The organism is Mesorhizobium sp. M1342 (assembly GCF_040317955.1).
Taxonomy (GTDB): domain Bacteria; phylum Pseudomonadota; class Alphaproteobacteria; order Rhizobiales; family Rhizobiaceae; genus Mesorhizobium.
In genome coordinates, this window is the sequence record NZ_JAMYLI010000018.1 from 82,567 (window position 1) to 105,950 (window position 23,384).

Sequence of the window (23,384 nt, forward strand, 5' to 3'; positions counted from 1 at the left end):
CCGTCTATTCGAAAGTTTTTCTTTGCCGAGCAGCGTGCACCAGCACGCCCGGATTCATCGTTCCCCGTGGATCGAATGCATCCTTGAGCCGCGCCATGAGTTCGCGCTCCAACGGACTGCGGTTTCGGTCGGCCATGGCGACCTTGGCGCGGCCAAGTCCATGCTCGGCCGCGAAACTGCCGCCCATTTCCGTGGCGAGCGACGATAGCGCCTCGGCGAACCGCCCGGCCTTGCCGTCAAAATCGGCGCGGCCTTCCGGCGGCGACAGATTGTAGTGGATGTTGCCGTCGCCGAGATGCCCGAACGGGTTTATCCGCACGCCGGGAAGAATGTCGTCGCAGATCTCTGCGCCGGCCTCGACGAAACGGGCGATAGCGCCCGGAGGCACCGAGATGTCGTGCTTCAGCTGCTCGCCTTCCAGCCTCTGTCCTTCCGGCTGCTCCTCTCGCAGCCGCCAGAATTGTGCGCGATGCGCGCCCGTCGCCGCCAATGCTCCGTCCAGCACCAGGCCTTGCTCCATCCCCCACTCCAGCGCCGAAGCCAGTATCTCGTCGAGTGGAACGCGGGGGACGGCCGATGCCAGTTCGACCAGCACATAGACCTCGCCGCGTGCCTCCAACTGGTAGGCTAGGTCGGGCAGGTGTTTGAGGGCCAGTCCCAGCCCGATGTCGGAGAAGAACTCGAGGCCGGTCAGGAATTCCCCCGCCTCGCCCCGCAGAAAGGTGCCGAACGAAACCGCGGCAGCGAAATCGGGCATGACGACAAGCGCGCTCGCCTGCCGCTGCGGCATCGGGTAGAGCCGCAGGATCGCCCGCGTCACGATGCCAAGCGTTCCTTCCGCGCCGCAATAGAGCTTGCGCAACTGGTAGCCGGCATTGTCCTTCTGCACCGCGCGCAGCCCGTTCCATATCGCCCCGTCAGGGGTCACGACCTCCAGGCCAAGCACGAGGTCTTGCATCATGCCATACCGGAATGCCTGGCTGCCGCCGGCATTGGTGCCGACCAGGCCGCCGATCCTGGCGCTGCCTTCCGCGCCGAGATGCATCGGAAACATCAGGCCGTGCGGTTCCAGCGCCTCGTGCAGCGCGGCAAGCACGGCCCCCGCCTCGATGAGGATCGAGCCGCTGTCCAAGTCCGGTTTGCCGATCGCCGTCATGCGCGAAAGCGAAACGATCACCGCATCCGGCCGATCGGCGACGGCGCCGCCGCAAAGCCCGGTGTTGCCGCCTTGCGGCACGACCGCCAGTCCGGCCGCATGGCATGCCTTTACGACACTGGCCACTTCGGAGGTGTCCGCAGGCCTGGCTACGCCCAGAGCCGCGACGCCGTAGCGATCGAGCGAATCGCGCTGATAGGGCCTGGCATCGCTGCCCGAAAGCCAGCCTTTCGGTCCGAGCATCTCGCGCAAGACGGTGACGGGATCAGTCACGGACATGGCTGCGGCCTGACGCGGGATCGTTGCATCGATCAGTGACCAAGCACTTGCGACAGGAACTGCCGCGTGCGCTCGTTGCGGGAAAAGGTGAAGAATTCATCGGGAGGCGCCTGTTCGACGATCTCGCCTCCATCCATGAAAATTACCCGGTCGGCAATCCGGCGCGCAAAACCCATCTCATGCGTGACGCAGATCATTGTCATGCCTTCGGAGGCGAGCGTGACTATGACGTCGAGCACTTCCGCGATCATTTCCGGGTCGAGCGCAGAGGTCGGCTCATCGAACAGCATGATCTCGGGCTGCATGCAAAGGGCACGCGCTATCGCGACCCGCTGTTGCTGGCCGCCGGACAACTGACCGGGATACTTCATCGCCTGTTCAGGAATGCGTACCTTCTCCAGATAGCGCCGGGCGGTCGCCTCGGCATCCGCGCGCGGCACCTTGCGCACGATCATGGGCGCGAGCATGCAGTTCTCCAGCACCGTCATGTGTGGAAACAGGTTGAAGTGCTGGAACACCATGCCGACTTCCCGCCTGATCCCGTCGATGTTGCCGACATCGTCGTTGAGCTCGGTGCCGAGCACGGTGATCCGGCCGCCATTGTGCTGCTCCAGACGGTTGATGCAGCGGATCATGGTGGACTTGCCGGAGCCGGACGGGCCGCAGACGACGATCCTCTCGCCGCGATCCACGGACAAGCTCACCTTTCGCAGCGCCTGGAATGTCCCGTAATATTTGTCGAGATTTTCGATCAGCACCGCGGGGCCGCTGGATCGGTTTCCTGAAATCACGTAAACGCCCCCTATCGTTCGCCGACCGACATACGGCGCTCGAGAAAAGCGCCATAGCGGGACAGGCTGAACACGAAGATGAAGTAGATGAAGGCGATGAAGGCATAGACCTCGACATAGGCGAAGCGCCACTCGCCGGTGCCGTAGGCGGCATTGCCGGAGGCCAGGATCTCGAAGAAGCCGACGATGATCACCAGCGAGGTTTCCTTGAACGAGATCACGAACTGGTTGATCGTCGCCGGCAGTGCATTGCGCATGGCCTGCGGTAGAAGAATGCGGCCGACGCGCTGCCAGTAGCGCATGCCAAGCGCCTTGGCTGCCTCTTCTTGCCCACTGGGAACGCCCTGCATCCCACCTCTGACGATCTCCGCCTGGTAGGCGGAAAAAAACAGGGCCGAGCCCAGGATCACCCGGTACAGCTTGTCGCCCACCAGCCATTGCGGCAGTGCGAACGGCAGCACGATGGCGAAGGTGAACAGGATCGAGATCAGAGGCAATGAACGCACCCCGTCGATGATGAGGCCGGTGGTGCGGGAAATCCATGGCAGGCCGGAGCGGCGCAGCAGCGCCAGGCAGATTGCCAGCGGGAAGCCGATCAGGCAGGTGGTCACGAAGATGAACAGGGTCAGCGCCAGTCCGCCCCAGGCCTCCTCGCCGACATAGGGCAGACCAAGCACGCCGCCCTTCATCAGCACGTAGAAAAGCGCCGTTCCGGCTCCCCATACGAGTGCGATGCGGCGACCCGTCCAGAAGGCCGGAATGCAACTTAGCACCGTCATGACCACGACGGTCAGGCAAGCCAGGGCCGACCGCCACTGCTCGTCATAGGGATAGAGGCCGAACAGGATGATGCGCCATCGCGCGGCAATGACCGACCAGCAGGCTCCCGCCGCCGCCTGACAGGCTTCGGGTCCGCCGCTCGTCGTGAAGACGGCCGAGAAAACCGCCCAATTCAGGAGCTTCCAGACCAGGAAGACCATGATCGCCAGGGAAGCCAGCGACAGCAATGCCTGCAGGGGTGTCGCAAAGAAGCGCCGCCTCAGATCCTCGATCTTTCCAAGGGCAGGAGGGGCGACAACGACCATTTCCATCCCTCACCCCCTCAACTGGTTGCCCTTGAGGGCGATTGCTTTGTTGATGCGGTTGAAGATGGCGGCGAGGCTGAGGTTGATGGCGAGGAAGCCAGCCATCAGGATGCCGATCGCTTCGATTGTCTGGCCGGAATGGTTGATCGTCAGCGCCACGATCATGAAGAAATCCGTGAAGCCCACCGCGATGCCCATTGTGGTCGCCTTCATCAGCCAGACATACTGGTTGGCGAGGATTGGCAGCATGGCGCGTAGTGCCAGCGGCAGCCGCACCAGCATGAAGACCCGCCACGGGCCGAGGCCCAGGGAAAGAGCCGCCTCGACCTGGCCCTTGCCGACAGCCTTGAACCCGCCGCGCACGATCTCGGCGATGTAGGAGCCGCCATAGATGGCGATCGCGATGGCCAGTGTCGCAAATTCCGGCGGAATGCGCAGGCCGCCTCTCAGATTGAGACCTTGCAGCGCCGGGAAATCGAGCAGCGGCAAGTCGGCCAGGCGGCCGGCCACCAGAACGACGGCCGCGCAGGCAAGTGCCGCCGCCGCGCAGGCAAGCTGGATGCCGCCACGCTGGCCGACCGGCAGGCTGAGGCGCGATGTCCTGCCCAGCCAGATCGGCAGCGCGATGGCGGCAATCACAGCCAATGTCGCCGCAGCGAGCGCGGCGCTGCTGACATTGGGGAACGGAATGTAAAGCCCCCGGCTGGTGAGGAGAAAGCCCCATCCCTCATGCGCGGCGCGCGGCGTCGGCAGATGGGTGATGACGGCATACCAGAAAAAAACCTGGAGGATCAGCGGGATGTTTCGGAAGATGTCCACATAGGTGCGGCCGAGCAGCCGGGCCAATTCGTTCGAGGATGTTCGCGCCAGGCCGACGATCGTTCCCACGATCGTCGCCAGCGTCAGGCCGACGGTTCCCAGAAACAGCGTATTGATGATCCCGATGAGGAAGTACCACCAATAAGGATCGTTCGCCGTGGCGGGCAGCAGCGAGAAGTTCAGGTCCCAGCCCGTGGACTTGAACAGGAAGTCGAATCCGGAGGTGATCCCCTGCGCCGCCAGGTTCTGTCTGGCGATCGCAATGCCGGCAAGCACCATCGCGGCGATCGAGCCGACATACAGGACCTGCAACAGTGCGTTGCGGACTTTTTGATTTCTCAGCAGGCTGACCATTCAGAAATCCTTCCCGAATTGCCGCGCGGTCCCGCCCGGTGGGAGCCGGGCGGGACCTGGAGCGAGATGCGTTCAGAACGGATCAATCGACAACCAGCGGGAACAGGACACCGCCATTGTTCCACAAATTGGTCAGTTCGCGATCCATCTTGTAGGGCGAGTCCTTGCCGAGATCGCGATCGAAGATTTCGCCGTAGTTGCCGACGTTCTTGATCACCTTGTAGGCCCAGTCGTCGGAGAGCCCGAGACCTTTGCCCATGCCTGGCGTGACGCCGAGGAATTTGGCGACCTGCGGTGAGGTCGGCTTGGCCTTTATCTCGTCGACGTTCTTCGAGGTAATACCTTCCTGCTCGGCAAAGATCAGCGTGCTCAGCGTCCAGTTGGCGATGTCGACCCAGTTGTCGTCGCCTTGCCGCATGATCATGACTTCAGGCTCGACGGCGAGCACGTCGGGCAGAATGACGTGGTCGTCGACCTTGCTCTTGGCGATGCGCGCAATGGCCAGTGTCGGACCCCACTGCGCATAAAGATCGCAGCGTCCCGAGAAATAGGCCTGCTCGAGCTCCTCGGTCTTCTCGATGAGCACCGGTTCGAGCTTGATGCCGAGCTTGGCCGTATAGGCAGCGACCTGCTGTTCCTGCGAGGTGCCGGCGGGAATGCAGATCGTGCCGCCTGCGGCATCCTTGAGCGACTTGAGGTTCAGCTCCTTGTGCGCCATCACCTTGGTGGTCCCGAGATAGTAGGACATGGAGAACTGCAGCCCAAGTTCGGTGTCGCGGCTGAGCGTGCCGCCCGAGGCCTTGATGATGATGTCGACATCGCCGGACTGCAAGGCCGGCCAGCGCTGGGCCCAGCTGATCGGAACGACCTTCAGCTTCGCCGGGTCGCCGAACACGGCCGCGGCTACCGCCTTGCAGAGGTCGATGTCCATGCCCTTCCAGTTGCCCTTGTCGTCCACCTCGGCGAAGCCGAGATAGGAGCCGTCATGGCCGGTGCAGTTCAGCATGCCGCGTGCCTTGACGGTTTCGAGCGTCTTGCCGCCGGCGGCTTCCGCCGGCGCCGCAAAATGCACGAGGCCAAGGGCCAGGGCCGAAGCCCCCCATTTCATCATTTTCATGTTCCGTCTCCACTGTTGAGGTTGTTTGGTTTCTTGTTGTTGGAGGCCTAAAAAGCGTCTTTCAGGCCTCGGTCTCGAAGCCGCTTCTAGTCGGAAAGCGGGGCCGGTTTCGGTAACGAGGAAATCGTGAGGTCGCCGCGCCAGTCCTGCTGAGCCAGCCATCGGTGAAGTGCGGCGACCGCCTTCACACGCAGATGTCCGCGCGGGACGACAAGATAGAAGCCCGGGACTTCCTCTGGCTTCATATCGGCAATGGCGTCGCGGCCGATCGGCGCGACCAGCGTGCCCGCTCGGAAATCTTCCTCGGCGTCGATGACGGAAACCAAGCCCACACCTATGCCTTGCAAGGTCGCCCGGCGCATGGTCGCGGCGTCGTCGAAGCTGATGCTGCGGTCGCCATCCGTCAGTTCCACGCCAAGGTGGCGCAATATGTCCGGCCACAGACGCTTCGACTTGACGGTGTCGAGCAACGTGAACTGTGTCAGATCATGCGCCGACTTGATCCTTTCGCCGATCGCCGGCGTGCAGCAGATGATCTTCGGGTCCGGCACCAGCAACGTGGTTTCATAGTCGGACCAGTTGCCGTAGCCCCACTGGACCGTCATATCGATATCGTCGCGCCCGAAATCGGGCAGGTCGACCATCGTCGTCAGGCGCAGATCCGCGCCCGGCAAGATTTCCCGGAACAACGAAAGCCGCGGCAGGAGATAGTGCGTGGCGAAGTATGGGCTTGCATTCAGGTTGATGCGGTCCCGATAGTTCGACTTGGTGACGCGGCGAACGCCTTCGGCAAACTCGTTGAAGCCGGCTTTGACATAGTGCGACAGAAGAATGGCCGACTCGGTCAGTTCGATCGACCGGCCCTTACGCTCGAACAGCGTTACCTGGAGCGTATCCTCCAGAAGCTTGATCTGCTGTCCGACGGCCTGCGGCGTGACCAGCAATTCATCCGCCGCCTGCCGAAAGCTCTTGTGCTGCGCGACCGCGTGGAACACGCGCAGAGCATTCAGCGAGGGAAGGCGCAGCTTGCCGGTCATCGAAAATCCCGTTCCTTTCCCTGCTTGTGGCCGGTCGGTCATGCACTGCCTCGGTCATGCACTGCCAGAGTTCAGTCGCCTGCGGCGAAAGAGGCTCAGGCGTATATGTAACCGCCTGAAACAATTACGTTTTCACCGGTCATGTAAGTGTTCTTGGGGCTGCCCGTCATCAGCACCCATTCGGCAATTTCCTTTGGCTCGGCACCGCGGCCGAGCGGGCTCGCCTTGGCCAGTTCCTCCAGGAAGCCGAGCGCTTTTGCCTTCTCCGTCGCCATGCCGGCCGGCGCCACCGAATTCACCAGAATGCCGTCCTTCGCCACGTGATGGGCAAAGGATCGGGTAAGGCTGACGACGGCGGCCTTGGTCGCCGCATAATGAGCGTTCTGCGGATGCGCCTTGAAGGCGTCGACCGAGGTCAGGTTCACGATCCGCCCGCGGACGTGGCTCTTCGGCTCCTGCGATTGCATGTGGCGAACCGCCGCCACCATCATGTGGTAGGTGCCTTGATGTTGATGCCGTTGGAGGCATCCCAGTCGGCGTCGGTGATTTCGAGGAGCGGGCGGCGAGGGTAGATCGCGGCGCAATTGATCAGCGTGTCGACGCGCCCGAGTTTCGAAACGATCGCCTCGAATGCGGCGTGGCACTCTGGGCCTACCTGGATGTCGCAAAGGGCGGTCGCGGTAGGCAGTCCGCTGGCCTTCGCGGTCGCCAGCGCGGACTCGGCGGCTTCCTGGTTGATGTCGATGATGCCGATCTTTGCCGCTCCGGCCTCGACAGCCATCTCGGCTAAGAGGGCACCGAGGCCGGCACCACCGCCAACGATCAGAACGGAAAGATCTTTCATCCCAGTTTTCCTTACTTGGTACCGCTTGGCGAGGTTGGCCAAGTCGGCATGATGTCGAAACGGGTAACGTCGGCCCATGCGGGGAGCCCAAGCACAGCGACGACCATCCTGGCCACGTCATCCGGTTGCACCACTTTGCTGGCGTACATGGCTGCGCGCGCGTTGGCGTCGAGGATGTCCTGGTAGAGCTGCGTCTCGACACGGCCGGCAACGATCTCGGTGACGCGTACGCCTGATGGGGAGAGGTCGGCGCGCAGCGCTGCTGCAAAGCCTGATATCGCCGCCTTGGTCGCTGAATAGACGGCAACGTTGGAGTATGCCGCGTGGCCCGCTGTGGAGCCGGTGAACAATACATGCCCGGACTGCCGCTCGCGCATTTGCGGGACGACGAGGCGCGTGAGCAGGATTGCCGCGCTGAGGTTCACCTCGAGCGTGGTGTCGATGTCAGCGATCTTCATATCGGCGAAGTTGCCGAGCGGCGGCATGACCCCGGCATTGTTGATCAGCACGTCGATGGTGAGATCCGCCAGGGCCGCTTCCAGGGCCTCGCGGTCGGTGACGTCGACGGCAATCGGCACGATGCCGGACCGCTGTGCCTGCAGCTCCTTGAGCGCGGCCTGGCTGCGCCCGACCGCATAGACGTCGTAGCCGGCGTCGCTCAGCGCGATCGCTATGGCCCGCCCTATGCCGCTCGTCGCACCGGTGATGAAGGCTGTCGTCACGTGGACTTTCCTGATTGTCTGTTTTCAGTTTGCGGCCCGGGCCGATGCCGCGAAACCAAGAAAACCAGCAAAAAGGAAAGATAAACTTTCGAAAATTTCGAACGCCTCCAAAATCCCTTGGGGTGTTGGTTTAACCGCAGCAGCCGAAAACCCAGGGAAACGCTGGCAAGCTGGCGCCTTCAACCCTTGGGAAACCCGCGCAGCCGGTGACGGAACAAAAAACACGGCTTTCGCAACGGATGTCTAATTTTCGGCTCAGGCGCGCCGATGCGATCGAATTCGCCGAGGCCTCATCCGCCTGTCGAGACAGGCCTTTTCATGTCGGTGAAAAGTGAGGCCGCCGCCGCCTTCTGCTCGGCTTCGATTGCCTCCACGCCAGAGGCTCGGGCCAGGGCGCGCACCCGCCCGAGGCTGTTGTGCAGGTGCTTGCGCATGGCCTGGCGGGCGGCGCGGCCATCCTGCCTTTCGATGGCGTCGACGATCGTCTTATGTTCGCTGTGTATGCGCGCGTAGTAGCTGTCCTTGAGTTCGGGCGTGACCAGATAGCCGAGCTGGAAGCGCGGCACGATCATCGGCCCGAGATAGCCTAGGAAACCGTGGATGAATTCATTTCGTGCCGCCTTGGCGATCGCCAGGTGGAAATCATAGTCGTAGTGGATCTGGACGACGGCGGGATCGGCCTGCTGGGCGTCGACCTGTTCCATCAAGGTGCGGATCACGCTGGCTTCCGCATCGGTGCGCCGTTCCGCGCACAATCCCGCCGACTCCACCTCGACGCTCAACCTCAGCTCGAGCAGCGCAATGGTTTCCGGCAAGGTCCTGAGCGCTTCGTCCGGTATCGAGAAGTTGCGCGGCGCCGGCGTCTCGCTGACGAACATGCCGCGCCCCTGCTGCGGCACCACCAGGCCTTCGGAACGTAGTCGCGCCACAGCTTCCCGCACCACCGTGCGGCTGACATCGTACTCGGCGCAAAGCTCCGCCTCTGTCGGCAATTGCGCGCCGGGCAGCAGCTGTCCGGAACGGATCTTCTCGGACAGGCTCTCCGCCACGACGGTGGAAAGCGGCTTGCGCTTCGTCATCAGTCTCCCTCTCGCCAGATTCGGGATGATGCCCGAACCGGCAGGACCATTCAAACCGCCGCGGTGACGATCAGTTCGACCAGCATTCCGGGCTTCGCCATCCGTCCTTCGCCCGATGAGCGCGCCGGTGCGTGCTCCCCGGGCATCCAGGCGTCCCACACCGCGTTGACTTCGTCGAAATCCCTGATGTCGTCCAGCCACATCTGCACATGAAGGATGCGGGTCTTGTCCGTGCCCGCCTTGCCAAGCAGCGCATCGATCTTGCCGAGCACCTCGCGCATCTGGTCGGCCGCGGACTGGCCGGGCCTCGCGACCTGGCCGGTGAGGTAGAGCGTGCCGTTATGGATGACGCCGTGGTGGATGCGGGTATCGAAGTCGAAGCGCTGGATGTCGCTCACTGGCCGGATATTGCTCACTGGATTATCCTTGTCAGATAGCCGGCGTTTGCCGGATGGGATTTCCCTGCAGATATTGTGCGTAAGGCGCCTGAACCAGCCAGCCGGCGTCGACCGGCAAGGTGACGCCGGTAATCGAAGCGGCGCGCTCCGAGCAGAGGAACAATGCCGCCTCGGCGACATCGCGCGGCTCGACGAAGCGTCGCAGTGCCGTGGTGGCCTGTATGGCTTCGGGGTTGCGTTCACCCTTGGCGATCTTGGTCTTCAAACCATCGGAAAGTGTATAGCCGGGCGCGACCGCATTGACGCGAACGCCATGCGGGCCGAGTTCGGCGGCGAGGATCTGGGTCAGGGCCAGGACCGCATGCTTTCCCGGCGTGTAGGCCGGCAGCGACAGCGGCGCGAAAGAGGCGAGCGAGCCGACATTCAGGATCGCGCCTCGCCGGGCGGCCGACATCAGCCGGCCAAACACCTGGCACCCCAACAGCGTGCCGCGATAATTCACCCGCCACATCTTCTCGTCCTCGTCCAGATCCTGATCAAGGACGTACTTGCCGCTCTGCAAGATGCCGGCGCAGTTGACGACGACGTGAGGCGTGCCGAACCCGTCGCTGACAATCCGTGCCAGAGCCTCGACTGAGCCGCTATCTGCGACATCTGTCTGGACAAACAGCGCACGCGGCGCGCCTGCCGCCTGGCAGGAGCCGGCCGCCTCATTGCCCCTCGTCGCATCCCGGCCGGAGACGACCACATGATAACCGTCTTCGGCGAAGCGCTGCGTGATAGCGCGTCCGATGCCGGACGTGCCGCCGATGACGACGGCAGTCGGTGTCTCAGCCATGGCCACGGTCCTTGCCTTCGATGTCGAAGAATTCGGACATCGCCCGGACCTGGAAATCCATCATCGGGCGTCCCGGTTGAACGCGGCAGCCGACCCCCTTGGCCGCCCGCAGCAGAGCGGTTTCCGCAGGCTCCATGATGATGTCCACGACCGTCATATCCGGGGTCAGCCGGCTGACGTCAAGCGGCAGCGGATCGCCGGCATGCATGCCGACAGGTGTGGCGTTGATCGCCATATGCATGCCGGAAGGCTCGGCCCCTCCGACCTGGATGCGGCATTTCGGGAACGCGCGGCCAACCAGCGCCGCCAGTTTCTCGGCACGCGCCGTATCGATGTCGGTAAGGCGGATTTCGTCGGCGCCGGCTTCCGCGAGACAATAGGCGAGCGAGGCACCGGCGCCGCCGGCACCGACTTGAAGAATGCGGCGGCCGGCGATCTGATGTCCGTTTGCCTTTAGCGCATCGATGAAGCCGACGCCGTCGAAATTGTCGGCATACCAGCTGCCATCCGGCAGCCGTCGCACCGAGTTGGCGCTTTCCACCCGCGCGGCGCGGTCATGCGCGGCGGAGCATTTGTGGTAGACGGCAACCTTGTACGGCACCGAAATGATCACGCCCCTGATATTCTCGGCTGCCGTGATGCCGGCCCAGAAGGTCTCGAAATCCTCCGGGCGGCAGCTCAAGGGCACCATGAGGCTGTCGAGGCCCTTCTGCTCGAAGATCTCGTTGAATATGCCGGGGCTCTTGGCATGGGCCACGGGATGGGCCAGCATCACGAAGATCTCGGCCTTGCCGGTTCCGCGCATCGGTTACTCCTTTTCTTTTGACAGTTCGTGGCCGCTCAGGATCTCCAGCGCCCGGACGAGAGACGAGTGATCGGCCTCGGCGCCACCTGGATGGCCTGAACAGGCATTCATCAGTTGCTGCGCCATGGCGGTGTTCGGCAGCGCCACGCCAAGGACGCGGGCACTGTCAAGCGCCAGGTTGAGATCCTTCTGGTGGAGCTTGATGCGGAAGCCTGGGGCGAAGGTCCGGTCGATCATGCGCTGGCCATGCACTTCCAGGACGCGTGAAGCGGCGAAGCCACCCATCAGGGCGCCGCGCACCTTCGTCGGGTCGCACCCGGCCTTGCTGGCGAAGACAAGCGCTTCGGCCACGGCCTCGATGTTGAGCGCGACGATGATCTGGTTGGCGATCTTGCAGGTCTGCCCGGCGCCATTCTGCTCGCCGATCGAAGTGACGTTCTTGCCGAGTGTCTCAAAGATCGGCAGCGCCCGCTCGAACTCGGCGGCCGGGCCGCCGACCATGATGGTGAGGCTTGCCGCCTTGGCGCCGACCTCGCCGCCCGAGACCGGGGCGTCGAGGTAGCCGGCTCCCTTCTCTCGCAGTTTCGCCGCGAAGGCCGCCGTGGCGATGGGGCTGATCGAGCTCATGTCGACGACCAGCTTGCCGGCTGACAGTCCTTCCAGGACGCCGTCCTCGCCCAACAGGACGCGTTCGACGTCAGGCGTGTCGGGCAGCATGGTGATGATGATCTCGGACCGCCGTGCCACTTCGGCGGCGGACGCGACGACCGATGCGGTCAGGCCCTGCGGTAGAGGGGAGCGATTGAGAACGGTGACGATCTCATGCCCGGCATCGGCCAGGTGGCGCGCCATCGGTGCTCCCATGACGCCAAGCCCGATGAACCCGATCCTCATTCTCCAGCTCCCATTCGAAAGTCCGCACATCCCATCTTGCACCGTTTTGTAGCCATATGATATAGGACATCATACAAATTTCAGTCCAGATGATTGGAGATGATCGCAAGATGCAAGAACGCCTCAACACGCTGAAAGCTGCCACAGCGGCTGGCCAGGCTCACATCGGCATCTGGTGCTCGCTGGCTTCGGCGCTCACCACGGAGATCGTCGCCGGCTCCGGAGCCGATTGGGTGCTGATCGACGGCGAGCACAGCCCCAACCATCTGCGCAGCATCATGGCGCAGCTTCAGGTGATGGGCGGCTTCGACAGCGAGGCTGTCGTCAGGCTGCCCTCCGACGATCCCAATCTGATCAAGCAGGCGCTGGATATCGGCGCACGCAGCCTGATGATCCCCAATGTACGGACCGCCGATCAGGCCCGCGCCATCGTCGCGGCAATGACCTATGCGCCCGGCGGATTTCGCGGCTTCTCGGTCGGTCACCGCGCCAACGCCTTCGGCCGCATCGCCGGCTACCACGCCAAGGCGCGTGAGCAGCAGCTTCTCGCCGTGCAGATTGAGGATGAATTGGGCGTGGCGAATGCCGCCGAGATCGCGGCGGTCGACGGCGTCGACGTTCTCTTCGTCGGTCCCGGCGATCTTTCCACCAATATGGGCGCGATGGGCAATCCCGGCGCGGCACATGTCCAGGAGGCAATCTCGTCCGTGCGTCAGGCCGCAACGGCGGCAGGCAAGGCAAGCGGCATCCTGGCGCCGGCGAGGGCCGATGCCGACCGCTACCTTGCCGAAGGCTTCACCATGGTTGCCGTCGGTTCGGACCTTGGCCTTCTTGCGCGGGGCTCGGATGCCCTGATCGCTTTGTTCAACCAGTAGCTTGGAGTCGGAGCCATGGCGATCCCGCCTTACAAAGCGCCATCGCGCAACGCCTACGACATCGTCATCGTCGGCGGAGCGGTTGTCGGCTCGTCCACGGCCTACTGGCTGAGCCAGGCGCTGGGCAGCGGTGCATCGATCCTCGTGGTCGAGCGCGATAGCAGTTACGAGTTTTCATCGACAGCGCTGTCCACCAGCGCGATCCGGCAGCAATATTCCAATCCGATCAATGTGAAGATCAGCCAGTTCGGCATCGAGATCATCCGCACCTTCCAGGAGCGCATGGCACCCTTCTACAAGGACGAGCCGGCGCCCGATCTCGGCTTTCGTGAGCACGGCTATCTCTACTGCTGCTCCCCGGACGGCGTCGAAGCGGCCCGCGAGCGCGTCGACCTGCAGCGAAGTCTCGGGGCTCACACTGTCTTCCTCAAGCCGGGCCCGCTGAAGGATCGCTTTCCCTGGCTCAACGTGGATGATCTCGGCGGCGGTTCCTGGGGGGCCCGGGAAGAGGGCTGGTTCGATTCCATGGGGCTGATGAACGGTTTCCGCCGAGCCGCCCGCGCCAGCGGTGTCGAGTATATCGATAATGCCGTGACGGAGCTTGGCATCGCCAACGGGCGGGTCATCTCAGTGCGCCTCGCGACCGGCCAGACGATCGCCTGCGGAACATTGGTCAACGCCGCGGGTCCGCGCGCGCAACAGGTGGCAGCCATGGCCGGCCTGTCGATCCCGGTCGCGCCGTACAAGCGCTACAGCTTCGTCTTCGCCAGCGCCAATCCGATCCCTGGCCGGATGCCTAACGTCATCGACCTTTCCGGTACATTCGTGCGCCCGGAAGGCGAGCTTTTTCTCACCGGCAACACCCCGCAGGGCGACGGGCCGGCCGGCTACGACGACTTCGAAATGCAGTATGAAGAGTTCGACGAATATATCTGGCCGGCGCTCTGGCATCGCGTCCCGGCCTTCGATGCCCTCAAGGTCCAGACCAGTTGGACCGGCCACTACGAGTACAACATGCTCGACCACAACGGCATCGTCGGCTTCCACCCGCAGGTGACCAATTTCATGTTTGCCAACGGCTTCTCGGGGCACGGGCTGCAACAGTCGCCAGCCGTGGGCCGGGGAGTTTCAGAACTCATCGTTCACGGGGCTTTCCAGACGCTCGATCTGTCGCCGTTCTGTTACGAGCGCATAGAGCGCAACGAGCCGTTCCTCGAGGAAGCGGTGATCTAGGACGTAGACTCATTACCGCGTAGCCAGATGCGGATTGCGACGAGTTTGAGCGCGGTAAGATAGTTCTCAGCCAACTTGTCGTAGCGGGTTGCGATGCGGCGGAACTGCTTGGCTTTGTTGAAGAAGCGCTCAACCAAGTTGCGGCCTTATACAAGAAGGGGCTGAAGCAGATTGGGTCCTTGCGGTTGGCCTTGGGCGGGATGTTGGCCCATGCTTTTCGCTTGCTGACCGCATTACGCAAGGCGTTGGCATCATAGCCCTTGTCGGCGAGTAGCATGGCACCCTCCGGCAGATCCGTGATCAGGTCCGCTGCCGAGGCAATATCACTCATCTGACCTGCCGTGAGCATCAATTTGATCGGCATGCCTTTGGCGTCGACAAGAGCATGGATTTTGGTTGTCAGCCCGCCTCGGGAACGACCGAGACAATGATCTCGATCCCCCTTTTTTGCCGTCGCGCCCTGCTGGTGGACGCGAACAATAGAGGTGTCGATCATCTGCACCTTGCCGTCATGGACTTTGGTGATAGCGTCCATGAGGCGGTCCCACACGCCTGCTTTCCGCTATCGGACGAAGCGATTGTAACAGGTGGTGCGTGGACCATACCGCTCTGGTAGATCCCGCCAAGGCGCACCGGATCGCAGCACCCAGAAGATGCCGTTTAGCACGCACCGATCATCGACACGCGGCACCCCTCGTGGCCTTTTGGGCAAAAGTGGCTCGATCACGTGCCATTCGGAGTCGGTCAGGTCATATCGGCTCATGCAGAGTCTGGAATCAGATTCCGCTGCAATAGGAGAGCCGCCAGTCGACAATCGACCTCTTAGCGGACGTATTTGATCAATCCACAGGTGGCCGTTTTGGGGCTGCCGCAGCCACGAAGTCTTCACCTCGGAATTGCAGTGCCAGTGGTGTTCAGCCACCAGCACCGCAAGTACGGATGTTCCGCAGGGGTCGCTTAGTTATGGCCATTCTCGTCGATGGCGAGGGAACTCGAGAGCTCGCGATAGGCATCGATCTGCTGCTGCAGAATGGCAATCTTCTGCTCTGCCGTCGCAATGGCATCGGCACCGGCAAGGAAACGATGGGGCAGCACGTCCCCAGCCGCGAGCGTGATCAGTGCGTGCGCAAGCTTTGCGGGGTCACCCCCTTGCTTGCCGTTTTGAGAACGCCAGAAAGCGATCTGCGCCGTCCGCCGTTCGTTGTAGTCCTCGACGGAAGGCGCGGCATAGTTGGTCGACTCTTCCGTGAGAAGCTCGGTGCGGAAAAAGCCCGGGTTCACGATCATCGTCTCGATGCCGAACGGCACGACTTCGGTCTGCAGCGCCTCCATCCAGCCGTCGAGGCCGAACTTCGAGGCTGAATAGGCCGTGCAGAACTCGAAGCCCATTAGCCCGGCCGTCGAAGAGATCGAAATGACCCTGCCGGACCGCTGCTTGCGCATCGCTGGCAGAAAGGCCCGCGTCACGTTCATGGGACCGACGAGGCTGGTGCTGAGCTGCAGTTGCATCTGTTCGGCGGTCAGCTCTTCGAAATACCCGGCAAAGAAACTCGCCGCATTGTTGACCAGCACGTCGATGCGGCCAAACCGGTCAAGCGTTGCCTGGGCAGCGGCTTCGGCGTCGGCCGCGCTCGTCACGTCCAGCTTGACGATAAGGACGTTCTCGGACTTTCCGACGGCCCTTGCGACCTTTTCCGTGTTGCGGCCGGTTGCCACCACCTTGTGGCCCGCCGCCAATGCGGCCTTGGCGATATCCAGACCGAGGCCCCGGCCTGCGCCGGTAATGAACCAAACACTCATATTGCGCTCCTGTTCTCTAGGCCGCAGCTCGGCCTCGAATTCGGACGCGATGGCCAGCAGGGGCTGACGCCGCCCATGCCGGTATCCATCCGCCAGCGGACTGCGTCACTGCGGAAGGCCGGCGCCTTCGGTGATGATGCGAAATCCTTCGGTCGATTTGGTGAAAAACTGCCGGGCCGCCGTGTATTCCGGCGAGTTGTAGTAGCGCTGGGCGTCAGCAAGGCTCGGGAACTCGGCGATGGCTATCACCGATCTCGAGCTTCCTTCGATGGCAGTGACATTGGGGTTGTAGACGATCACCCGGCCGCCATACTTGGTGACGAGCGGCGAGGCGGCTTCGATGTACTGCTGAAACACCGCCTTATCCTTGATGTCATAGCTGCCGATCATGTAGGCGCGGGGGACGGCGCCCGTCGCTTCCTGAGCAAAGGCGGCAGGGCTCACGATCATGGTGAGGGCGGCGAGCGCGCCCACGATTACCTTCTTCATTTTGTTCTCCTTCGGTGGCCAGTTGGACGGTAGGCATTGCGCGGAGAGTTGCTCCGGACCGTCTGGCCTTGAGGTCAGGAAGTTAGCTCCTTTAGCGGCATGCAATTAGATGGTATAATCTGCATGGGCTTAGAAGTGGGGTTGATGAATGCGTCGCGACAGTCTGGATGACTTCCTGACCTTCATCGCCGTCGCCCGCGAGCGCAGCTTCACCAAGGCGGCCGCCAAGCTCGGGGTGTCGCAGTCGGCTCTGAGCTATTCGATCCGGACGCTGGAAGAGCGCCTCGGCGTTAGGCTGCTGACCCGCACGACCCGCAGCGTCTCGCTCACCGAAGCGGGGGATCGTCTGTTCCGAAGCATCGCTCCCAAGTTCGATGAGATCGCAAGCGAAATTGCCGCCCTCAGCGCCCTGCGCGACAAGCCGGCCGGCACAGTCCGGATCACCACCGTGGAGCATGCCGGCGAGACTATCATCTGGCCTGCCATGGTCGGGCTCATGCGCGACTATCCCGACATCAGGGTCGAGATCATCCATGACTACGGCTTGGCAGACATTGCGGCCGATCGCTTCGACGCGGGTGTGCGGCTTGGCGAACAGGTGGACAAGGACATGATCTCGGCGCGCATCGGACCAGACTTCCGCATGGCGGTTGTGGCAGCGCCTTCATACTTCGTAAGCCGCTCCCGTCCGGTCACGCCTGAAGACCTTGCCGATCACGCGTGCATACCCCTGCGACTGCCCACAGGCGGGCTCGCACCGTGGGAGTTTCGCCAGGAGGGGCGGGAGTTAAAGGTGCGCGTTCAAGGACACGCAGCGTTCAACACCCTCGCGATGATCCGTCAGGCCAGCCTTGAGGGATTCGGGCTCGCCTACCTGCCCGAGGACCTAGTGACCTCCCCCCTTGAAGAGGGTCGCCTGGTGCGTGTTCTTGAGGACTGGTGCCCACTCCGGCCGGGATATCACCTGTACTATCCAAGCCGGCGCCAACCCTCGCCGGCTTTCGCACTCGTGCTGGAAACGCTGCGCTACCGCGACTGAGTACGGTTGAAATAAGGATCGTCAGACCTTGGCGACCATGGCGCCTATCCAAGCAGCTCGGTACAGGAAGTCGGCGTCCGTTTCCCACCGATCCCGGTCTCCCCAATTTATGAGTTCACGGCCTAGGGCGAGATGATCGACCGTTTTGCTGCCATTCTCCGGTATTCGGCCCTGTTCAGAATATGACAGCACCGGGGCAACACTATCACACCTTCAGCACAAGCGCCCTGGTTGTCCTCCTGGCCTCGAGATCGCGATGAGCGTCGGCAGCCTGCGCCAGTAGGCGCCGACCGGCGGGCATGCATAGGCAATGCGGTCGCCGACTGAAAAGCCTGAAACCTCCGGGCCGACCGCTACGATGAGACCGGCGGCTTCAATGCCCGGAACGCCCGGCGGCTGCAGGAGGTCGAAATAGCCGGTCCCTGCAATAGACGTCGATGAAGTTGACCCCAATGAATGCGTGACGGATCTGGACCTCGCCACGCGATGGCGGCGCCAAGCCGATCTCCGCAAGCTGCAGAACCTCGGGTCCTCCGTGGCGCTCGACGAGGATTGCCTTGGTCCGTGTGCCCTGGGCGCCGGCTCCAGGCAACTCCGGCTGGGGTGCAAATTGGCGGAGAGAGCGGGATTCGAACCCGCGTTACGGTCTCCCGTAAACACACTTTCCAGGCGTGCGCCTTCAACCACTCGGCCACCTCTCCGTCCATGCATGTCGCGTCGGCCGGTTTCGCCGTGCGGGTTGGGGAGATGCACCTCCCTTGGGGCTGAGGCGTGGAAATCCGCGCCGGCGCCGCCAACCAGCGAACGCCCTTCCCCGCACCTGAGCCGAAGCAACAGGCGCGGGGCTCATCTAGTCGATCCGGCGCCGAATGCCAAGCCATAACGGCAGTCTATTCGCTTTGCCGGCCACACAGTGTTTCACAAGGCGGCCGGCATGCCCGTTTTTACAGGCGCCGCCGCTGCAATGGTGTGCACAGGCAGGACCGCGGGGCCGGCCGCCCTTGACTTCCCCCGGAGTTGCCTGTCGGGTGCCGAGGCTTTGCGGGGGCATTGTGCGGACATGACATCGAGCAATGGACAGACGCCAGTCAGGCGGCCGGACAGCGGGCTGTCCTTCGTGCCGGTGGGCTGGCTTGTCTTCGTCATGGCGTGGTCGGTCTACGGCCTGATCTCCGTCTGGCCCGCGGTCGGCGCCACCGGCCTGCCAGACAGCGTGTTTTACCTTATCTATGGCGGGCTCGTCATCGATATCGTCACCATCCTGTGGGGGCTTTACCTGCTCGGCCTCGCCTTCGGCCGCTCGGCCCGCTTCCCGCGACGGTTCATCATCTGGCAGGTCGCCACAATCGTCTGGCTGGTGACCTGGCAGGCCTGTGCACTGACGATTTCGGATTTCGTCTTTTCGGGCCAGGCGCTTGCCATCATGGCTGCTCAAATCGCCATCGGCGTTCTCTGCATCTATCTGCTGCGCCGTGGATCCGAAGCCGATGCCGTTTATGTCAATCCGGAAACCGAAAGCCCATCGGCCTTCGTCTCGGTCATCGCCGCGCTGCTCGGCATCGTCCTGGGCGCGGTCATCGGCGCCGTGGGCGGATTCGCCATCGGCTCGGTGATCGCTGATGCCACCGAGATGAGCTGTTTCGAGGGCGCCTGCGGCTATTTTGCCGTGTTCACCGGCCTGGCCGGCCTCGTGATCGGCGCCATTGGCGGCGGCATTTTCGCCGTCTGGCTTGTCCATCGGGGCAAAAGGAAGCCGGCCGTATAATTCGCGCAGAGCAAGGAATCCGGGTTCACCCGGTCTTTAAAGACTTCGCCGGCACGTCGGTTTGCAAGGCACCAAACGCAAAAACCCGCCTGTGCGGCGGGTCGTCGGCGCAAGTCAGCACCATGCCGAAATTGTTAGCATAGCTGCCCTCATATGTCAATGAAAAGCCACCCGGCCTGCTGTCGTCCGGCCTTCTGTTGACCTGAGTTTGGAACCTGCAAATTCGCGTATGGCGATTGCGATCCAGCCATGCGCATTCTATCTCTGAAAGGCCCCTCGATAGGGACCAGCCCGGAGGAGGGTTCTGATGTTTCGCTTCGTCTTTCGTCTTGCCGCAATGATCGCGCTGTCGATTTCCGTCATCATGGCGGTGCTCGACGCGACACGCACCGTGGCGGCCTCCGTTCTGGTGCTGACCCCGCTCAACACCAGTTGGCTGGCGGTCTCCCCCGACACGCGGGCCGCCTTCGAAACCTTCATCCGAACCAAGGCCAGCCCGCTGCTGTGGGACGGCGCCATCGCCTGGGTGCTGAACCAGCCGGGCTTCGCCGTGTTCGCGGTGCTGGCTTTCCTGCTCTATGCGATAGGCTACAGGCGGCCACCGCGTGCTGGGCAGTTCGCCGCCACCTAGAGCATCGGACCCAAAAGCGGTTGCCGGTTTTGGAAAATCCGATGCTCAAACAAAGCCGCCGTCATGCGGCATCTTATGTTTCACCCGGAGAGGAGCCGCGCATGTTCTTTCTCAGCGACATGCTGAATAAGAAGCTCAATCTGCCGAAGCCCTCCGAGGCCCTGCCGGGCCGCGCCAGGGCGATCCCGACCGCATCCAGGCACAAGGTCTTGAAAAGATCGCTCAAGGGTCCTTATCCCGAGAGGCTGGAGACGGCGATGTTCGGACTGGGCTGCTTCTGGGGTGCGGAGCGGCTGTTCTGGCAGATCGAAGGCGTCTGGGTCACCGCGGCTGGCTATGCCGGCGGCTTCACCCCCAATCCGACCTATCAGGAGACCTGCACCGGGCTTACCGGTCATGCCGAAGTGGTGCTGGTGGTCCATGACCCCGAGATCGTCTCCTATGCTGGGCTTCTGAAGCTGTTCTGGGAAAGCCACGACCCCACGCAGGGCATGCGCCAGGGCAATGATGTCGGCACCGCCTATCGCTCCGCGATCTACACGAGCGACGAGGCGCAATTGTCGGCGGCGAGCGCCTCGCGCGATGCGTATGAGACCTCGCTGCGCGGTGCCGGCCACGGCAGGATCACCACCGAGATCGCGCCGGCGGCCGAATTCTACTTCGCAGAATCCGATCACCAGCAATATCTGGCGAAGAATCCTTACGGCACGTGCAACCTCAAAGGCACTGGCGTCGCTTGCGCCATCCCTGCCGCCGCCTCCGCCTGACACTTGGCGCAAGGACAAGCTGCGGTGCGGCTTGCCCGCACCAAGCTTTTCCAAAAGGTCAAAATTCCGCGTGAATTTTGTTTCGGGCCATGCCAGATTGCCGCCGAGCGGGAGGGAGTACACTCCTGGCTGACGTCGTATGCCTGCCGGAGAACCGGGCCGGCATGCGGCGCGTAACGGAAAAAATAACCGACAGGGTGTGGATCACATGAAACGTATCGTTCTCGGCCTCCTGGCCGCAACCGCAATGGTTCTTCCGGCTTTCGCCGCGGATGTCCAGCCGGCCATCCTCTATGATCTCGGCGGCAAGTTCGACAAATCCTTCAACGAGGCTGCCTACAACGGCGCCGAAAAATTCAAGACGGAAACCGGTACGGCCTACGTCGAATTCGAGGTCTCCAATGCCTCGCAGCGTGAGCAGGCGCTGCGCCGCTTCGCCGAGGACGGCCGCAACCCGATCGTCATGGCCGGCTTTGCCTGGACGGACGCGCTGGCCAAGGTCGCCGCCGAATATCCCGACCTGAACTTCGCCATCATCGACGACCAGGTCGATCTGCCGAACGTGCGGTCGCTGAAGTTCAAGGAACAGGAGGGCTCCTACCTCGTCGGCGTCCTGGCGGCCATGGCTTCGAAGTCGAAGAAGGTCTCCTTCGTCGGCGGCATGGATATCCCGCTGATCCGCAAGTTCGAATGCGGCTATGTCGGCGGCGCCAAGTCAGCGGGCGCGACCGACGTCATCCAGAACATGACGGGTGACACGCCGGCTGCCTGGAACGATCCGGCCAAGGGCGGCGAGATCGCCAAGACGCAGATCGACCAGGGCTCCGACGTGGTCTATGCCGCGGCAGGCGGCACCGGCGTCGGCGTGCTGCAGGCGGCGGCAGATGCCGGCAAGCTCGGCATCGGCGTCGATTCCAACCAGAACGGCCTGCAGCCGGGCAAGGTGCTGACCTCGATGCTGAAGCGCGTCGACGTCGCCGTCTACACCGCCTTCATGGACGGCAAGAACGGCACCTTCAAGGGCGGAGTCGAGAATCTGGGCCTCAAGGAAGGCGGCGTCGACTACGCCATGGACGACAACAACAAGGCGCTGGTGACGGAAGAGATGAAGGCGGCCGTCGAAAAAGCCAAGGCCGACATCATTGCCGGCAAGGTCGAAGTACACGACTATACGGCTGACAACGCTTGCCCCTATTGAGCGGCACGAACACACAGCCATGATCTGCAAACCGCCGGGCGCCAGCCCGGCGGTTTTGCCTTATACGGGTTCGAGCGAAACCTTCGCTCCGTGCCGGACACCGTTTGGGGATACGGATGCAGCCGACGATCGAACCCATGGGCGAGCACGACATAGCAGCTGTCGCGCAACTGCGCCTGGCTGCCTTTTTCGCGGGAACCGGAAGGACCCTCGGTGAAGATGCGGCAGGGCTTCGCGACTTGATCGCCGGTGACGGCTTCGAGGCGGCATTCGTGGCCCGGATCGGCGACACCCCGGTCGGGACATGCCTGCTGGTCCGCCACGAACTGGAGCCCGCACATGATCTGACGCCATGGCTGGCCGGGTTGGTTGTCGATGCAAGGTATCGACGCCGAGGCATCGCCACCGCGCTGGTCAAGGCAACGGAAGCCCATGCGGCGTCACGGGGCGTCGAGATACTCCATCTCTACACGTGGGATGCGCGTGATTTCTACGCGGCTCTCGGCTGGAATACCGTTGAGATAAGCGGCTCGGACGGCGAGAAGATGGCGCTGATGTCGCGCCGGCCCCGCCTATAGCAGCTTCGCGACGACACAGCCCAGCGCGAACGCCACCATCAGCCCGGCGGCAACGAAAACTCCGCGCCGGCCGCCAAGCGCGTGCACGCCAATGCCGTATGGTGGCCGGGACAGGCTTCGGATCACCGTGCGCGGTTTGACCTCATTGCCGCCGAGCTCGACGCTGCGCATCTGAGGTAACTCGGCTAGGCGTTGGGTAACCAGTTCCCAATGCCTGCCAGGCAGCAGGCCGCGTTTTCCGTAACGGTCGAAGAAATACATCTGCTCGGCAAGTCGCACGACCGCGTCGCGGAAGGCGGGATCGACCTCCAGGTCACGTTCGGCCCGTTCGCGGTCTTTGTCGTTCATAAGACCGAGCACATATTCGCCGGCCCGCGCGATGCGATCGTTTTCACTGACCACGGCGTGCACCTTCCCTTTTTCCTCACCAGTGCGGCGGCTTGGTTACCGGCACTTCATCTCCTGTCTGCTCCTCCAGCGCCAGGAAGCGATCCGTCAGCGCGTCGAGCTTGCGCTGCATGCGCTCGATCACTTTCCACTGCTCGGCGATCTGGCCGGACAGTTCCTCGATGATCTTCTCCTGCTCGGCGGCGCGTATTTCCAGCGTCGTCAGCCGGTCAGCGGGCGTGATCATGTGAATTCCCCAGTCTCATCGCGATGTCGTTGACCGCGATGTCTTGCGCCGTAATGCGAATTCCGGCGCCGTCATACTAGCGAATGTGAAGGCCCCGGCCACGTTGCAAATTGACAAGCGCACCGGGATTTGTCGAGAGTGAACGGGCTCCGGCAAT

At 62.9% G+C, this 23,384-nt stretch carries 26 protein-coding genes, 1 tRNA gene and 2 pseudogenes; 9 read left to right on the top strand and 20 right to left on the bottom strand.

Annotation, left to right across the window (positions count from 1 at the left end; all coding sequences use genetic code 11):
• Nucleotides 1-4: 4 nt before the first annotated feature.
• The 8 genes and pseudogenes from NKH06_RS19555 to NKH06_RS19590 form a co-directional block, all read right to left on the bottom strand.
• Nucleotides 5-1,435 carry an FAD-binding oxidoreductase gene (locus NKH06_RS19555; RefSeq protein WP_245273150.1) on the bottom strand — a complete coding sequence of 477 codons (1,431 nt, stop codon included), beginning with the start codon at nucleotides 1,433-1,435 and terminating at the stop codon, nucleotides 5-7.
• A gap of 32 nt (nucleotides 1,436-1,467) precedes the next feature.
• Nucleotides 1,468-2,226, bottom strand: a complete 759-nt coding sequence (locus tag NKH06_RS19560; protein WP_352893716.1) for an amino acid ABC transporter ATP-binding protein — start codon at nucleotides 2,224-2,226, stop codon at nucleotides 1,468-1,470.
• A gap of 11 nt (nucleotides 2,227-2,237) precedes the next feature.
• Complete coding sequence (locus tag NKH06_RS19565) at nucleotides 2,238-3,317, bottom strand: amino acid ABC transporter permease (protein WP_023810151.1); 1,080 nt, start codon at nucleotides 3,315-3,317, stop codon at nucleotides 2,238-2,240.
• A gap of 3 nt (nucleotides 3,318-3,320) precedes the next feature.
• Nucleotides 3,321-4,484: an ABC transporter permease subunit gene (locus NKH06_RS19570; RefSeq protein ID WP_023810152.1), complete on the bottom strand. Its 1,164-nt coding sequence runs from the start codon at nucleotides 4,482-4,484 to the stop codon at nucleotides 3,321-3,323.
• A gap of 82 nt (nucleotides 4,485-4,566) precedes the next feature.
• Nucleotides 4,567-5,601 carry an amino acid ABC transporter substrate-binding protein gene (locus tag NKH06_RS19575; RefSeq protein WP_023810153.1) on the bottom strand — a complete coding sequence of 345 codons (1,035 nt, stop codon included), beginning with the start codon at nucleotides 5,599-5,601 and terminating at the stop codon, nucleotides 4,567-4,569.
• 86 nt (nucleotides 5,602-5,687) lie between these two features.
• Entirely contained in the window at nucleotides 5,688-6,638 is a 951-nt protein-coding gene (locus tag NKH06_RS19580; protein ID WP_023810154.1) for a LysR substrate-binding domain-containing protein, read from the bottom strand.
• A gap of 95 nt (nucleotides 6,639-6,733) precedes the next feature.
• Nucleotides 6,734-7,482: pseudogene (locus NKH06_RS19585) on the bottom strand (SDR family NAD(P)-dependent oxidoreductase).
• Nucleotides 7,483-7,493: 11 nt separating this feature from the next.
• Nucleotides 7,494-8,204, bottom strand: coding sequence for an SDR family oxidoreductase (locus NKH06_RS19590; RefSeq protein ID WP_023810156.1), 711 nt, complete (start codon nucleotides 8,202-8,204; stop codon nucleotides 7,494-7,496).
• Between NKH06_RS19590 and NKH06_RS19595 the strand changes: the two genes are divergently transcribed.
• On the top strand, nucleotides 8,188-8,451 hold the full coding sequence (locus NKH06_RS19595; RefSeq protein ID WP_128303176.1) for a hypothetical protein: 264 nt from the start codon (nucleotides 8,188-8,190) through the stop codon (nucleotides 8,449-8,451). The genes NKH06_RS19590 and NKH06_RS19595 overlap by 17 nt on opposite strands.
• 43 nt (nucleotides 8,452-8,494) lie before the next feature.
• On the opposite strand, the gene NKH06_RS19600 is transcribed toward NKH06_RS19595, so the two are convergent.
• From NKH06_RS19600 to NKH06_RS19620, 5 genes are read right to left on the bottom strand one after another with little or no spacing between them, the layout of a single operon-like run.
• Nucleotides 8,495-9,283, bottom strand: a complete 789-nt coding sequence (locus NKH06_RS19600) for a FadR/GntR family transcriptional regulator (protein WP_032908872.1) — start codon at nucleotides 9,281-9,283, stop codon at nucleotides 8,495-8,497.
• A gap of 50 nt (nucleotides 9,284-9,333) precedes the next feature.
• The gene (locus tag NKH06_RS19605; protein WP_023810158.1) at nucleotides 9,334-9,681 is read right to left on the bottom strand and encodes a RidA family protein; all 348 of its coding nucleotides are present in this window, start codon (nucleotides 9,679-9,681) and stop codon (nucleotides 9,334-9,336) included.
• Nucleotides 9,682-9,712: 31 nt separating this feature from the next.
• Complete coding sequence (locus NKH06_RS19610) at nucleotides 9,713-10,519, bottom strand: SDR family NAD(P)-dependent oxidoreductase (protein WP_023810159.1); 807 nt, start codon at nucleotides 10,517-10,519, stop codon at nucleotides 9,713-9,715.
• Nucleotides 10,512-11,324, bottom strand: coding sequence for a shikimate dehydrogenase family protein (locus NKH06_RS19615; RefSeq protein ID WP_023810160.1), 813 nt, complete (start codon nucleotides 11,322-11,324; stop codon nucleotides 10,512-10,514). The genes NKH06_RS19610 and NKH06_RS19615 overlap by 8 nt, the downstream gene beginning before the upstream one ends.
• A 3-nt stretch (nucleotides 11,325-11,327) precedes the next feature.
• Nucleotides 11,328-12,218 carry a 2-hydroxy-3-oxopropionate reductase gene (locus tag NKH06_RS19620; protein WP_023810161.1) on the bottom strand — a complete coding sequence of 297 codons (891 nt, stop codon included), beginning with the start codon at nucleotides 12,216-12,218 and terminating at the stop codon, nucleotides 11,328-11,330.
• 110 nt (nucleotides 12,219-12,328) lie between these two features.
• Between NKH06_RS19620 and NKH06_RS19625 the strand changes: the two genes are divergently transcribed.
• The gene (locus NKH06_RS19625; protein WP_128303178.1) at nucleotides 12,329-13,093 is read left to right on the top strand and encodes an HpcH/HpaI aldolase family protein; all 765 of its coding nucleotides are present in this window, start codon (nucleotides 12,329-12,331) and stop codon (nucleotides 13,091-13,093) included.
• Between the two features lie 15 nt (nucleotides 13,094-13,108).
• Entirely contained in the window at nucleotides 13,109-14,326 is a 1,218-nt protein-coding gene (locus NKH06_RS19630) for an NAD(P)/FAD-dependent oxidoreductase (RefSeq protein WP_352440886.1), read from the top strand.
• On the opposite strand, the pseudogene NKH06_RS19635 reads toward NKH06_RS19630, so the two are convergent.
• The 3 genes and pseudogenes from NKH06_RS19635 to NKH06_RS19645 form a co-directional block, all read right to left on the bottom strand.
• A pseudogene (locus NKH06_RS19635) lies at nucleotides 14,323-15,089 on the bottom strand (IS5 family transposase). The gene NKH06_RS19630 and the pseudogene NKH06_RS19635 overlap by 4 nt on opposite strands.
• 194 nt (nucleotides 15,090-15,283) lie before the next feature.
• Complete coding sequence (locus tag NKH06_RS19640) at nucleotides 15,284-16,126, bottom strand: SDR family oxidoreductase (protein WP_128303180.1); 843 nt, start codon at nucleotides 16,124-16,126, stop codon at nucleotides 15,284-15,286.
• Nucleotides 16,127-16,231: 105 nt separating this feature from the next.
• Nucleotides 16,232-16,615 (bottom strand): DUF1330 domain-containing protein, encoded by a 384-nt coding sequence (locus NKH06_RS19645; RefSeq protein WP_127290690.1) that lies wholly within the window; start codon nucleotides 16,613-16,615, stop codon nucleotides 16,232-16,234.
• Nucleotides 16,616-16,763: 148 nt separating this feature from the next.
• Here NKH06_RS19645 and NKH06_RS19650 point away from each other — a divergent pair, with 148 nt between their 5' ends.
• Nucleotides 16,764-17,654 carry a LysR family transcriptional regulator gene (locus NKH06_RS19650; RefSeq protein WP_128303181.1) on the top strand — a complete coding sequence of 297 codons (891 nt, stop codon included), beginning with the start codon at nucleotides 16,764-16,766 and terminating at the stop codon, nucleotides 17,652-17,654.
• A gap of 213 nt (nucleotides 17,655-17,867) precedes the next feature.
• Here the strand turns inward: NKH06_RS19650 and NKH06_RS19655 are convergent, their stop codons facing one another.
• Together NKH06_RS19655 and NKH06_RS19660 are read right to left on the bottom strand one after the other, a co-directional pair.
• Entirely contained in the window at nucleotides 17,868-18,314 is a 447-nt protein-coding gene (locus tag NKH06_RS19655) for an alcohol dehydrogenase catalytic domain-containing protein (RefSeq protein ID WP_128303255.1), read from the bottom strand.
• Nucleotides 18,266-18,355, bottom strand: a tRNA-Ser gene (locus tag NKH06_RS19660). The genes NKH06_RS19655 and NKH06_RS19660 overlap by 49 nt, the downstream gene beginning before the upstream one ends.
• A gap of 359 nt (nucleotides 18,356-18,714) precedes the next feature.
• Between NKH06_RS19660 and NKH06_RS19665 the strand changes: the two genes are divergently transcribed.
• The 5 genes from NKH06_RS19665 (at nucleotide 18,715) to NKH06_RS19685 (ending at nucleotide 22,593) form a co-directional block, all read left to right on the top strand.
• A complete protein-coding gene (locus tag NKH06_RS19665; RefSeq protein ID WP_352440884.1) occupies nucleotides 18,715-19,419 on the top strand; it encodes a hypothetical protein in 705 nt (234 codons plus the stop codon).
• Between the two features lie 307 nt (nucleotides 19,420-19,726).
• Entirely contained in the window at nucleotides 19,727-20,050 is a 324-nt protein-coding gene (locus tag NKH06_RS19670) for a hypothetical protein (protein WP_127290698.1), read from the top strand.
• Between the two features lie 101 nt (nucleotides 20,051-20,151).
• Complete coding sequence (gene msrA, locus NKH06_RS19675; RefSeq protein WP_128303184.1) at nucleotides 20,152-20,817, top strand: peptide-methionine (S)-S-oxide reductase MsrA; 666 nt, start codon at nucleotides 20,152-20,154, stop codon at nucleotides 20,815-20,817.
• 208 nt (nucleotides 20,818-21,025) lie between these two features.
• A complete protein-coding gene (locus tag NKH06_RS19680) occupies nucleotides 21,026-22,015 on the top strand; it encodes a BMP family lipoprotein (protein WP_128303185.1) in 990 nt (329 codons plus the stop codon).
• A 116-nt stretch (nucleotides 22,016-22,131) separates the two neighbouring features.
• On the top strand, nucleotides 22,132-22,593 hold the full coding sequence (locus NKH06_RS19685; RefSeq protein WP_352893722.1) for a GNAT family N-acetyltransferase: 462 nt from the start codon (nucleotides 22,132-22,134) through the stop codon (nucleotides 22,591-22,593).
• Here the strand turns inward: NKH06_RS19685 and NKH06_RS19690 are convergent.
• Nucleotides 22,588-22,995 (bottom strand): hypothetical protein, encoded by a 408-nt coding sequence (locus NKH06_RS19690; RefSeq protein WP_128303256.1) that lies wholly within the window; start codon nucleotides 22,993-22,995, stop codon nucleotides 22,588-22,590. The genes NKH06_RS19685 and NKH06_RS19690 overlap by 6 nt on opposite strands.
• Nucleotides 22,996-23,017: 22 nt before the next feature.
• Nucleotides 23,018-23,224 (bottom strand): SlyX family protein, encoded by a 207-nt coding sequence (locus NKH06_RS19695; protein WP_206517192.1) that lies wholly within the window; start codon nucleotides 23,222-23,224, stop codon nucleotides 23,018-23,020.
• Between the last annotated feature and the right edge of the window lie 160 nt (nucleotides 23,225-23,384).

Excerpts from the sequence above, each read along its gene's own strand:
- NKH06_RS19620 (WP_023810161.1), bottom strand. The coding sequence starts at position 12,218 with ATGAGGATCGGGTTCATCGGGCTTGGCGTCATGGGAGCACCGATGGCG.
- NKH06_RS19610 (WP_023810159.1), bottom strand. The coding sequence starts at position 10,519 with ATGGCTGAGACACCGACTGCCGTCGTCATCGGCGGCACGTCCGGCATC.
- NKH06_RS19555 (WP_245273150.1), bottom strand. The coding sequence starts at position 1,435 with ATGTCCGTGACTGATCCCGTCACCGTCTTGCGCGAGATGCTCGGACCG.
- NKH06_RS19580 (WP_023810154.1), bottom strand. The coding sequence starts at position 6,638 with ATGACCGGCAAGCTGCGCCTTCCCTCGCTGAATGCTCTGCGCGTGTTC.
- NKH06_RS19670 (WP_127290698.1), top strand. The coding sequence starts at position 19,727 with ATGTTTCGCTTCGTCTTTCGTCTTGCCGCAATGATCGCGCTGTCGATT.
- NKH06_RS19570 (WP_023810152.1), bottom strand. The coding sequence starts at position 4,484 with ATGGTCAGCCTGCTGAGAAATCAAAAAGTCCGCAACGCACTGTTGCAG.
- msrA (WP_128303184.1), top strand. The coding sequence starts at position 20,152 with ATGTTCTTTCTCAGCGACATGCTGAATAAGAAGCTCAATCTGCCGAAG.
- NKH06_RS19685 (WP_352893722.1), top strand. The coding sequence starts at position 22,132 with ATGCAGCCGACGATCGAACCCATGGGCGAGCACGACATAGCAGCTGTC.
- NKH06_RS19640 (WP_128303180.1), bottom strand. The coding sequence starts at position 16,126 with ATGAGTGTTTGGTTCATTACCGGCGCAGGCCGGGGCCTCGGTCTGGAT.
- NKH06_RS19680 (WP_128303185.1), top strand. The coding sequence starts at position 21,026 with ATGAAACGTATCGTTCTCGGCCTCCTGGCCGCAACCGCAATGGTTCTT.
- NKH06_RS19615 (WP_023810160.1), bottom strand. The coding sequence starts at position 11,324 with ATGCGCGGAACCGGCAAGGCCGAGATCTTCGTGATGCTGGCCCATCCC.
- NKH06_RS19625 (WP_128303178.1), top strand. The coding sequence starts at position 12,329 with ATGCAAGAACGCCTCAACACGCTGAAAGCTGCCACAGCGGCTGGCCAG.
- NKH06_RS19665 (WP_352440884.1), top strand. The coding sequence starts at position 18,715 with ATGACATCGAGCAATGGACAGACGCCAGTCAGGCGGCCGGACAGCGGG.
- NKH06_RS19600 (WP_032908872.1), bottom strand. The coding sequence starts at position 9,283 with ATGACGAAGCGCAAGCCGCTTTCCACCGTCGTGGCGGAGAGCCTGTCC.
- NKH06_RS19650 (WP_128303181.1), top strand. The coding sequence starts at position 16,764 with ATGCGTCGCGACAGTCTGGATGACTTCCTGACCTTCATCGCCGTCGCC.
- NKH06_RS19595 (WP_128303176.1), top strand. The coding sequence starts at position 8,188 with ATGAAGGCTGTCGTCACGTGGACTTTCCTGATTGTCTGTTTTCAGTTT.
- NKH06_RS19575 (WP_023810153.1), bottom strand. The coding sequence starts at position 5,601 with ATGAAAATGATGAAATGGGGGGCTTCGGCCCTGGCCCTTGGCCTCGTG.
- NKH06_RS19645 (WP_127290690.1), bottom strand. The coding sequence starts at position 16,615 with ATGAAGAAGGTAATCGTGGGCGCGCTCGCCGCCCTCACCATGATCGTG.
- NKH06_RS19565 (WP_023810151.1), bottom strand. The coding sequence starts at position 3,317 with ATGGAAATGGTCGTTGTCGCCCCTCCTGCCCTTGGAAAGATCGAGGAT.
- NKH06_RS19630 (WP_352440886.1), top strand. The coding sequence starts at position 13,109 with ATGGCGATCCCGCCTTACAAAGCGCCATCGCGCAACGCCTACGACATC.